This window comes from Neobacillus sp. BP17 (assembly GCF_059579525.1).
In genome coordinates this window covers 3277363-3289113 of sequence record NZ_CM184198.1, presented here as the reverse complement: position 1 = coordinate 3289113, position 11751 = coordinate 3277363, and the positions used below count along the sequence as shown (strand labels likewise).

Sequence of the window (11751 nt, the reverse complement as noted above, 5' to 3'; positions counted from 1 at the left end):
GAATTATCGTGGGTATAAAGAAAAAATTGTCATTTCTAGAATTAGTACAAAAAAACAAAAATGAACTTCTTAACAATAACAAGGAAATTGAAAGAATTGAAAAACGAATTGACCAACGTTATGAAATAAAATATAAGCAAAAATAATATGGATCTAATAAAATGGTTTAACTGAATTCAATATATTTATCATAATTTCTAACTTATTATAGACAAAAAGATAGATCCAATTTTGGGTCTTTCTTTTTAATACTTATCACAAAAAAATGAAACTAAATAAAATGTAAAGAAAAGGAGCCATTTCCAAAGGAAAATAGCTCAAGATTTTATTACAACGATACTTTTTGCCACCCCAACCAAAATTCGCTGGATTTTCAAATCGAATTTTACTGGAGAATTTATCCCATCATCAACATTCTATATTTACATAATTTAATTTGGTTTAACAATAACTGGAATAATTATATTAAATCCGTCATATTCCGCAAATATCACTGCTGCTCCCTCTGATTTTGTTGCAATCTTTTGATCAGTGGTCACTTCAGCTACTTCCGAACTAGACGTATTCATTGTGACATCAGCCGTAACATCTTTTACCGTTCCATCGCTAGACACAGCATTAATGACTAAATCACTTAATGAGCCTGGTGAATTTACGATATAACCCGGCGAAGAAACGATCCCAAAAGTAAAAGTAGGATACTTTTCTACGATTTCAACATTAAATGTCGTTGAAATACCAAAAATAGTAGCAGTTATCGTTGTTTTTCCAACTGCTTGGGCGGTGATATGTCCATCAGCAGATATCGTTGCTATCGATTCGTCTGCTACATCCCATTCTATCAGGCTAGTAACATCATAACAATCACAATTATGTCTGCCTATACCACCAAAGTATGCAATTATAGAAATGTCCTTCGACTTATTAGGTTTTAACATCACATTGTCATTAGGTTCTAACATCTTATTGTCATTTTTGTTAAATGGAACTAAATCTACAGGCTTAATGTTTCTTACATAAACAGTTGTAATCAAATCTTCATAATAGAAATAGATGTATGCTTTACCAGGGCCGACCCATGTAATGACCCCGTTATTGTCAACAGTTGCTACACTCTCATCTGATGATTCCCATTTTCCCTCTAAATCAACTTGAGCCATATTATGATCTGTATATTCCGCAGTGGCATCAACATCTACAGGATCTCCAGCCTCAGGCTGTAAAAGCACCCAGCTGTTTAGGGTGATTCCGACTAAATTAACTGGTCCCGCTTTTTCTGTTACTTTTACTGAAATTTTAACAGGAGGGAGACCTGCAATTGTTCCACTAACTGTGGTTTTTCCAATTTTCTTTCCAGTAACTTTCCCGTCTGTAACACCAGCAAAAGTAGGATCCTCTGAAATCCACTGGATTGACTTCGTAATTTCTCTTTGAGTCCCATCATTGTATTGGGCAAACACATGTACGGGATAGAGCTTTTCTTTTTGAACGACAACATCCAATGATGATACAAGCAATGACTCAATTTTTAAATCTTTAATAGATGCATCATTTTCAGAATGGATGGAAACATTCAAGATTGCAGTGCTTGTTCCTTGGTTGATAAGGACACGAGTTGTACCTGGTGCAACCGCTGTAAGAACACCATTCTTAACCTTAACAATGTCCGGGTCTAATGATGTGAATCTTGAATCTGAAGTGACGTCGGCTGTTGAACCATCCTGATATTTTGCTTTTACAGAAAACGAATGCGTGTGCTCAGCTAACCGAAAGGAGATGTTAGTTTCACTAGGAATCAGACCAACAATCTTATTCACGATATCTTTAGAAGGCTTTTCTGTAACCTCAATACGAATCTCCTTTGAGTAACCAGAGCTATTTACTGTAACCTTTGCTGTACCAGTACCTACTGCAGTTAGTAGGCCATCCTTATTAACCTTAACAACATCAGGATTAGATGTTTTATAAACAGCAGATGGAGTCGTATTTACTACAGATTGGTTTGAATAGCTCGCTTTTACCTCTAATTGCTGCTGTTGATGGACCACCATATTTTTCATATTTGGTGTAACAGTAATCGATTCAGGGATTGAAGCCTTCTTCTGATCGTCTTTATCCGTAACTGCCACTGGGATATCTAAACTGTGACGACCATAGTAAGCATGCAAAACGGTTGCGCCATTATATTGACCAATAACCTTTTGTTGCTGAACGGAAGCTACATGGCCATTGTCGTCTGTACCAAATTCAACGGAACCAGTGACATCCTGCGTGCTCCCATCACTGTAAATCGCTGTAATTGCAATAGGCGCTGCTTCACCTACACCTATGGAGAGATTTGATGGAGAAGCTGTCACACCCATCATTCTTGGAGTAGTAATCTTATTTGTGACAGTAACCTCTATTTTAACTGGAGTAAGAACATCTGATCGATAGGAAGCTGTCACAATTGTTTTACCTGTCTTTCCTCCTATGATTGATCCAGAATCCGTTACCGTTGCAATGCTGTTATCTTCTACAGTCCACTCCACATCATTTGGATCTACATTTTCAAGTAAACTTATATCACCCTCTGATACCCCGTTAGTAAATACTTCGGTTAATTGAACTGGCCATATTTCACTTGGATGAATTTCAACAGCAGGTGTATCGGTTACAAGCTTCACTGGCTTAACAACATTGACAAGTACTGCATCAACCAATTTATCGTATTTAAAATATATATAGGCTTGACCAATCCCAACTGGGGTAATCTGACCATCTTTATTAACGATGGCAACATTACGATCTGTCGTTGTCCACTTTCCTAAAGAAGTCACCTCTTTAACCTCGTCTTGGGAAATTGTTTTGGCAGTTACTTGAACCGGCTTATCAGAGGTTTCTAACCTCAACATGGCAGCCGAAAGCCCGAGCGACGTTACATTTTCTGGAGTATCTTGTATAGAAGCAAAGAAGTTTATCTGTGGAAAAGATGAGTATGTTACTCTTAGTGAAACATCACCTGGTGAAATCCCTTTTAATACGCCACCTTCAACCTTTGCAATCGATAGATCTCTTGATTCCCATTTTGCTAATTTAGTTACGTCTACCATCGAACCATCGCTATAAAATGCTTTCAAAGCGATAGGACGCTCTTCTCCTACATTTATGTAGGTAATGTTATTTGCGGCTAAAACGAGCGATACAATTTTTTTCTCTTCGGAAGGATTGATATTTTGACTTAAAATACGTGTATTCTGAGTAATATTTACTTCAACGTTTAACACCGCATTACCAAGACTGAATTGTACATTTGTAGACCCTTCATTCACAGCTGTTAGCACTCCACTAGCAACAGTTACGACTTTCTCATCTTGTGAAGTCCATTTCCCTTTTGCTGTAACGTCACCTTTTGAACCATCCTTATACTCTGCTTCAGCCTTTAATTCGTGTTTGCCTTTAGAAAGAGAGAACGAGACTGTCGATTCACTTGGAATTAGTTTTACAATCTCCTTTGATGGCGGTCCCTTTGTCTCATTTACTGATTTTTCAGGTGAGGCAGAAGCTAAATTACTAAATAGAGACAGGATTACGGTAAAGATGAGAGTTAGAGCTGTTATTCGTTTTTTCACCTTTGTTCTCATTTGTCAACCTCCTATTATTTTTTATATTAATCAACCTGGAAATACAGACTGTTAATATCAATCTACTAATACAAGATTTCTTCAATTGATCACGTCTTTCACAATGCGTTGACTATTAGGAAATATATCCAATGAAAAATGACGTAATTTTCATTGTTAGTGTATTTTTCATCATAAAAATATTATTAGATTTTTTTAAATTTTCACAATTCAAATACTAAATTATGACTAATTACTTGACAACTAAATATTTTTTTAAAAAAGTAACTTTGAACACGTAATCTGACTAATAAAGGTGGAATTCTTAATATAATTCAAGCAAATATTATTGCCCAAGCATCTTTTTGTTCACTCTTTCCGACCGATTCATACATAAATCTATTTAAAATTCAGACTTAATTTTTTTCTAATGTGGACTTGGAACATTCAATATACAAAAATCAGTGAATTCATTAATAAAATTCAAGCAAATTTTCAAGCTCTATCGGCTTTTAATCTTATCTGTTTGGCTGATTCAGGTATAAATCCAATGAAAATTCAGTCTTTAATGAGCAGTTACATAGAAATGAATGATTGATATGATTTATTCATCACTAGGGCTAGAACGTCAAATAGTATTAATTTTTTCACCATTAATTAAGGAAGGTATTTGGTCTGTAAAAAAAATAACAGGAATTGCTATACTTTAAATTGTAAAAATATTCGTTCATTACTCACATAAAGGTGGTGATTAGAGTGCTTACAACACGAGAATATCAAATTGTAGGAAAACTGTTGAATACAAGGAATGCGGTTTGCATCAAAGATGTGTCAGAAGAATTTTGTGTCAGTGATCGGACAATAAAAAATGATTTAGAAAATGTGAAAAATTGGTTTAAGGAAAAAGGGGTGGCATTTCACGCACAGCCAAATAAAGGGATCTGGATTGAGTGCTTAGAAGGGGAACGGCTTCAATTACATAACAGGATGGCGCACATCGGCAAATCAGAATTGTATCCGGATCAAAACATTCGTATAAAGCGTATCATTGGCTTTTTGCTACTACAGTCTGATTATGTGACTGCACAATTGTTAGCGGATTATATAGAGGTTAGCAGGAACACCATTATTAATGATTTAAATAAAGTAGAGGAGTATATTGAACCATGGCTGGTTCATCTGGAAAGAAAACAAAGGTCTGGTTATCGACTGGTCGGTGAAGAGAAGCATTTGCGATTTCTATATGAACACATTATTAGGGAAGATTTAAGTCATTATGACCTTTATCAAATCATCAAGTCCATCGTAAACGAAGGCGAAAGTTCCGATTCTGAACTGGCGTTAACGGAAGCATGGTCATGGTCTTATAAATTAGCCTTAAAGCATATACGAAAACAACTTAAGGGTACATCTGAAAATCATTATAAACAATCGGAATTCATTACGATCTTAATAAAATTGACGGTTTCTCTGACTAGGATGAATTTAGGATTTTCCTTAGGAAACTATCGATTAGTAAACAGAGATATGCATAAATGGCAACAGAGGGATTTTTTGCTCGAAATTGCAGAGAATGCTTTTGCAGAAGCGGTGCTGCCATTATTGGAATGTGAGTTTATATATATATATCAATGGATATTTGAGGAGATAAAACCGATTGATATAGCCTTTGTAACAAAACAAATCATTCGGCATGTAAGTGAAAAAGAACAGGTCGATTATGAAAGTGATTCGAAATTATACAGTGATGTGTTAGCCCATTTATCACTCCGTCTGCAAGGGGGGATGCGGCATCGAGTGGAAATAAATCCATTTGCAGAGGAAATCAATCAAAACCACGCATCCTTGGTCCAGGCGATTAAAGAGGTATGCCAATTTTATATAGGATATTATGTGACGTCCGCTCAGCAATCCTTCACTACCTTTATTGCTTTGCATTTTCTCATTTCCTATCAAAAAAAATTAGGTGATCAAAAGAAAAAAGCCAAAACCCTTTATGTTTGTGCAACTGGGCATGGTGTTGCGAGGCTTATAAAAAATAAAGTGGAGCAGGAGATTTCAGGAATTAATATTTTTGCTTATTGTTCGATTATGGAAGTAAATGAGATATGCAAAAAAGAACAAATCGACTTAATTATTAGTGTGTTTCCGATTGAAGCTGATGTCCCTGTGATTGTCGTAAATCCATTGCCCACAAAAAGTGATTTAAAGGCGATCAAAAAAGAAGTTGAAACCATTGTGAGCAGTGAGTACAGGCAGCTGGACGATTTATTGACAAGCCGTCCTAACGATGAGGAAAGCCAAGACAGTGAAACAATTAGTCATGACATTATCATAAAAGGTTATGAAATTTATCAGGAAGTAATCTTTGAATTTGTCCATGGAACAGATGAACAAAATAAAAGAAATGCATTAATGATGCATATTTTCTTAATGGTCCATCGCTATTACTTTGACAAACAATATGATTATTTCGCCTATGCTGATGGAAATTTAGGTGAAAAAGATGAACGAATTAAAGAAAAATTACAAGAAATTATGGAGAGAAATAAATTGAAATTGAATGATGCAGAATTAATCGCATTATTACAATATTTTAAATAAGCAGGTGAATCTACAATGGATGCTGTCATTATAAAAAATGGTTATGTGGTTGACCCGGAAGCAGCAACCATCGAAAAAAAAGAGATCGGTATCTTTAGAGGGAAATTTGCAGATCCATCACTTGTTAAGAGTCACGGGGGCCAAGTTGAGTACATTAATGCGAATGAAGCTTTTGTGGCACCAGGCTTTATCGATATTCATACCCATGTTTTCAAGGATTATACAGACTTGGGAGTAGAAGCTGACAAAATAGGGATCAGTCAAGGTGTGACCACAATTGTGGACGCGGGAAGTACTGGAATCAATCATTATGAAACGTTTAGGCAGCAGGTAATAGAAACTAGTGAAACAGAAGTGCTTGCTTTCCTGAATATATCAAAAGAAGGCTTATGTAATGGCAGGGCCGAGTTGGCTAACATGGATGATTTAATGGAAATTATAGAGGCTGAGCATATTTTTGAAACACAATCATCTATCATCGGTCTGAAAGCTAGAATGAGTGGTTCAGTTGTGAAAGATAATGGAACCCAGCCTTTACTGAATGCAAGAAAATTAGCGGATGCATTGAATGTCCCGATTATGGTGCATATCGGTAATCCTCCTCCATTAATAGAAGAAATTTTACCATTGCTAAAAAAGGGAGATATTGTAACACATGCTTTTCATGGTAAACAAAAAAACAAGATAATTACATCCCATCAAACGTTAATTCCAGAAGCCGTTAATTGCCTAGATAGGGGTGTGTTGTTTGATGTTGGACATGGTACAGCGAGTTTCAGTTTTGCTACACTTTCAATTTATAAGGAAAAATACCAATATCCTTTCTCGATCAGCAGTGACCTTCATATAAGAAACTATGAGAAGCCAGTAGGGAGCTTAATGCAAACGATGTCTAAAATTAGAGGGCTTGGTTTTTCATTATTGGAAGTTGTGGAAGCGGTAACAACCAAACCTGCAAAAACCCTTCATCTAATTGAGCAAGGTACATTTGCTTATGGTACCAGAGCGGATGTCACACTTTTCTATGAAAAAGAAATGTGCACTGAATTAATAGATTCAGAGGGGTATCCACTTATTGTAGAAAAAGTAATCGAACCTTATATAACGATCCGAGCAGGAAGGAAGGTCTTTGAATGTAATGGTGGGACTAAATCAAATAGAAATTAAAGAAATGATCACAAAAAGTGGGGATGAAAAAACATGTAAAGATATTCTTAATAAAGTTCGGTTAATGATCAAGGAATGGAAGCTTTACCCAACACATCCGCAGTGGCTTTCTCTTATATCGCATATATCAGCAATGGTAACTCGCAATATGAATGAAGATTCTATTAGGGATTTAAATACGGAGCTTTTCAATGAGGTATCAAGCGTTTCAATTGAATTAGCAAAAGTGGTTTGCTCTTTGCTTCCACATTTATATGAAGATGAAACATACTTATTAGCCATTCACTTTGAAACGATTAAAAATAATGAATAATAGGAGGAATAAAAAATGAATCAAGTAGTGATCGTTATCGGTGATCGCCTAGGGAAAGGGCAAAAGGTTGGTAATGGGATTGAATCTGCAGGTGGGAAAGCGATTGTTATAGAAGGAATGGCTGCAGATATGAGACTAGGAGATGTAATGAAGTCAGAAAATGCTGATCTTGGACTTTCATTTTGCGGAAGCGGCGGTGCCGGTGCAATAACAGCACAAAATAAATATGGGTATAAAGCGCGTTATGGAATGAAATCAATCCAAGAAGGCAAAACGGCAATTCAGGATGGTATTGAAGTACTTGGATTTAGTTTTATGGATCTTGAAGAACTTGGTAAAGAGATAACGAACGAGCTCATTCGAGTAAGGGGTGGAAAATGATGATTACAAAAGACCTGAATGTTCAAGTGTCCTCTTCTGGCTATGCAAAAGACCAAGCTATTGGTTCAGCACTGAATCAAGTAAAAAAAAAGTACAAGATGATCACCAAATAATTATACGGCTTGAACCATTAAGTGTCGACATAATCCAAGCGAAAGAAATTAGTTATACAGAATACTTCCTTTTCTTGTTCTTCCCTAGGAAAAGAACAAAGTATCAATATGTTTTGAACATTAAGGTACGTGTATCCTTGTTAAACGTAGATGGAATCCAGCATGAAAAGCAATTTCAAGACAATGGCATACTGGGATTTATCAAATATAAAGTACAGAAATTTAGGCAGGTGAAATAATGGAAACGTTAATAATATTATGTAAAGCTGCTTTAGTGGGAGCGTTAACGGGTTTTCCAATCGGTGCGGGGGCCGCACGAATGTTCCATACACCCAAGGTGCAAGGGCTGGGATCCTTTCGTACATTAGGGGAGTTAAACTCATGTGCGGGGGATAGTATTTCGCATTTTACATTTGGATTAGGGTTCTTTTTCAAGGCGTGGGCTTCCGCGGTTGGGGTGGGAGCCATAACTTCCGAGACAGATCACCGTGTATTGCCGCATTGGACGGCAGCAGTTGTTTTAAGAGGAAAAAAGAATCCAGAAGAAACCTTACACAACCCGAAAAAGATGGGGATTATTGGGGCGATTGTCGGAGCGTTCACAGTTGCATTTCTATGTACAACAGCATCGGCAATTCCTGAGTCATTACAAGTTGTAGCGATGAATGTACTGGCACCCGCTGCCAATTTGCTTATTGTTTATGTGATGCCAGCCATATTTTGGCTCGCTGCGATTGATGCCGGGAAACGTACTGGATTTTGGGGAACGCTTTTCGGTGGAATGGCCCAATTGATTATGGGAAATGCTGTTCCAGGGGTTGTACTAGGGATAATACTCGGAAAAGGTGTCGATGATCTCGGCTGGACACGGGCACCGAAAGCAATTTTTACAACAATTATCATTTTATTTATGTTAAGTGCATTTTTCCGGGGCAGTGACTTAACATTACTTACTCAAATGCATATACATCATCCGGAATGGTTAATCAATTTACACAAAATGGTTGGACAAGAGGTGAAGTGATTATGACAAATAACAAAAATATTAATTATAATTCGTTTTGGTATGCGGACTGGTCATTTCCATTTTTTACAGCGCTGTTGGCTGCAGGAACATTTACAGCTTGCCATATGTACGTTGTGCATGGTGTTGGTGCATTTAATGATATTGCAGTTATCGCCCTATTAAAAGCAGGGCTTGATGGCGGGGGATATGGCGCAGCTGCGGCATTTGGAGCCAGCTTTTTGTTTGCTAGAGTACTAGAAGGGCCTTTGGTAGGGATATTGGACATAGGAGGAGCGTTAAATACCGGAGTGGGTGTCGGCATTCCCGCAATTTTTCTGGCGGTTGGGTTTACAGCGCCTGTTTACAATTTCCCGTTAGCCATATTAACGGGGTTACTGATCGGATTGGCAATCGGATATATCATTGTTGGTATTCGTAAAATATCAATTAAATCTGCAAGCTCTACATTTGGCGCAGATATTATGATGGGTGCAGGAAATATGGCCGGCCGCTATTTTGGACCATTAATTGTGATCGCTGCTTGCCAGGCATCTTTACCAGTGGGATTAGGATCTATTATTGGAGCGTTATTGTTCTATATTTGGAAAAAGCCGATTGCTGGTGGTGCAATATTAGGGGCAATGCTAATGGGCGGATTCTTCCCGCTTCCGCTAAAGTAAGGAGAAAAATATGAATATATATGAACGAATAGGACTAAAAAAAGTAATAAACGCTAGCGGCAAAATGACAGCGCTCGGCATTTCAGCGGTAAATGATAACATTGCTGATTCGATGAAACAGGCATTGCAGGATTATATTGAGATTGATACTTTAATCCGTCATACAGGAAAGGCTATTGCAAAGCATACTGATACAGAAGATGGTTGTCCGACAATGGGCGCTGCTGCCGGTATAGCGTTGAGTGTAGCAGCTGCTATTTCTAAAACAGATTTACACACTATTGAACAGCTGCCGTTTTTTGAGGGAACGAAAAAAGAAGTGATTATTCAAACCAGTCATGTGATTCATTTTGGTGCAAGCATTAAGCAGATGATTTCACTTGGTGGTGGTCAAGCTATTGAAGTGGGGTATGCAAATCGCACTTACCGAGAACATATTGAACAAGCAATTACTATTAATACAGCTGCCTTATTTTATGTCAAGTCACATCATACAGTTCAAAAAGGTATGCAACCATTGGAGGTTATGATTGATATCGCAAGGACACACAATCTGCCTTTAATTGTTGATGCAGCGGCAGAAACTGATTTGAAAAAATACACTAGACTGGGTGCTGATATGGTCATTTACAGTGGTGGAAAGGCACTCAGCGGACCGACATCCGGGTTTATTTGCGGTAAAAAAGAATGGGTGGAAGCATGTCGCATGCAGTATAAAGGAATTGGCCGAGCCATGAAGGTAAGTAAAGAAGCAATGGTTGGCTTAATGATCGCCCTTGAAAATTATGATATACAGTCCGTAGAGCCTGACGCACAGAGAAAAAGAATGGAAGGATTGTGTAATCGTTTATTGGCCATACCAGGAGTGAAAACAAGATTAGAGGCGGATGAAGCCGGCCGTCCGATTTACCGGGCTTGTATACAAATAGATGCTGCAAAAACAGGCATTTCCGCTTATGAATTGAGCGAAGCATTAAAAAAAGGTAATCCTGCCATTTACTTGCGAGACTACTATTCTGATTTGGGAATGCTCCATATTGATCCACGTCCATTATTAGAAGGTCAAGAGCAAATGATTGCCGAGAGAATACTTGAGATTATAGGAGGAACATATTTAAAATGACAAACAAGAGTGTAATTTTTAACGTATTGGCCAAGGATGTAGAAAACGCAAAAGAAATTTATGAGGTTGGCAAAGAACAGATATTAATTGGACTGACGGTAAAAGATTTCCCATCAGATGAAGCAGCTATCGATGCTGTAACATCCTATAAAAATGAAGGAATCCCTGTTTCTGTTGGCTTAGGTGCTGGAGATGCGAGTGTTTGGAAAAATGTAGTGAATGTTTCAACAAAGACAATTCCACGCCATGTAAACCAAGTGTTTCCAGCAGCAGGCTACACTCTCGGGGCGATGCAGCATTTTGGCGCCCATCATACCATTGTTAATGCTCTTATTGAACCAAGCGGAGTTGTTGGTGAGGTGTATATTTCAACCGGCCCTATCAGCAAACAATTAAAAGAAAAAGTGTCATGTGAATTGGCTGCATCTATGTTGGAGGAAATTGGAATACATTCTGTTAAATTTTATCCAATCGACGGAGATAAGCGATTAGACGAAGTCGCAGCAATGGTACGATCAGCGGTAAGCTCGGGCATCAAAGTGTTTGAGCCGACAGGCGGAATTGATTTAAATAATGTTCATTCAATTGTGCAAACATGTTTTGATAATGGTGCTGAGTTAGTCATTCCTCATTTGTATACATCTTTGATGGACAAACAAACTGGAAAAACAGAAGTAGAAAAAGTGGAGCAACTTTTAACAATGGTGTGGGAGTAATTTAGGTTTATACTATAAATAATTATGCGACAGCTTTTTGAGTACA

General features: G+C 37.5%; 11 protein-coding genes. 10 read left to right on the top strand and 1 reads right to left on the bottom strand.

Annotated elements, in window-relative coordinates:
- The first annotated feature begins 8 nt into the window (after positions 1–8).
- A complete protein-coding gene (locus AC4QJR_RS15965; RefSeq protein ID WP_496523467.1) occupies positions 9–146 on the top strand; it encodes an FbpB family small basic protein in 138 nt (45 codons plus the stop codon).
- Between the two features lie 285 nt (positions 147–431).
- On the opposite strand, the gene AC4QJR_RS15960 is transcribed toward AC4QJR_RS15965, so the two are convergent.
- Positions 432–3623 (bottom strand): Ig-like domain-containing protein, encoded by a 3192-nt coding sequence (locus AC4QJR_RS15960; RefSeq protein ID WP_496523466.1) that lies wholly within the window; start codon positions 3621–3623, stop codon positions 432–434.
- Between the two features lie 735 nt (positions 3624–4358).
- On the opposite strand from AC4QJR_RS15960, the gene AC4QJR_RS15955 reads away from it, so the two are divergent.
- The 9 genes from AC4QJR_RS15955 to AC4QJR_RS15915 all read left to right on the top strand — a co-directional run bounded on the left by AC4QJR_RS15955 (position 4359) and on the right by AC4QJR_RS15915 (position 11705).
- Complete coding sequence (locus AC4QJR_RS15955) at positions 4359–6206, top strand: BglG family transcription antiterminator (protein ID WP_496523465.1); 1848 nt, start codon at positions 4359–4361, stop codon at positions 6204–6206.
- A gap of 15 nt (positions 6207–6221) precedes the next feature.
- Positions 6222–7373, top strand: a complete 1152-nt coding sequence (locus AC4QJR_RS15950) for an amidohydrolase/deacetylase family metallohydrolase (RefSeq protein WP_496523464.1) — start codon at positions 6222–6224, stop codon at positions 7371–7373.
- A complete protein-coding gene (locus AC4QJR_RS15945) occupies positions 7345–7686 on the top strand; it encodes a hypothetical protein (protein WP_496526694.1) in 342 nt (113 codons plus the stop codon). Before AC4QJR_RS15950 ends, AC4QJR_RS15945 begins: the two co-directional genes overlap by 29 nt.
- 15 nt (positions 7687–7701) lie before the next feature.
- Positions 7702–8067, top strand: coding sequence for an SFCGS family glycine-rich protein (locus AC4QJR_RS15940; RefSeq protein ID WP_375375847.1), 366 nt, complete (start codon positions 7702–7704; stop codon positions 8065–8067).
- A 109-nt stretch (positions 8068–8176) separates the two neighbouring features.
- Positions 8177–8419, top strand: coding sequence for a DUF4312 family protein (locus AC4QJR_RS15935; protein WP_496526693.1), 243 nt, complete (start codon positions 8177–8179; stop codon positions 8417–8419).
- Entirely contained in the window at positions 8419–9204 is a 786-nt protein-coding gene (locus AC4QJR_RS15930) for a DUF4311 domain-containing protein (RefSeq protein ID WP_496523463.1), read from the top strand. Before AC4QJR_RS15935 ends, AC4QJR_RS15930 begins: the two co-directional genes overlap by 1 nt.
- Positions 9205–9206: 2 nt before the next feature.
- A complete protein-coding gene (locus tag AC4QJR_RS15925) occupies positions 9207–9866 on the top strand; it encodes a DUF4310 family protein (protein ID WP_375375849.1) in 660 nt (219 codons plus the stop codon).
- A 10-nt stretch (positions 9867–9876) separates the two neighbouring features.
- Entirely contained in the window at positions 9877–10989 is a 1113-nt protein-coding gene (locus AC4QJR_RS15920) for a DgaE family pyridoxal phosphate-dependent ammonia lyase (protein WP_496523462.1), read from the top strand.
- The gene (locus tag AC4QJR_RS15915) at positions 10986–11705 is read left to right on the top strand and encodes a KDGP aldolase (RefSeq protein WP_496523461.1); all 720 of its coding nucleotides are present in this window, start codon (positions 10986–10988) and stop codon (positions 11703–11705) included. The genes AC4QJR_RS15920 and AC4QJR_RS15915 overlap by 4 nt, the downstream gene beginning before the upstream one ends.
- The last annotated feature ends 46 nt before the right edge of the window (positions 11706–11751 follow it).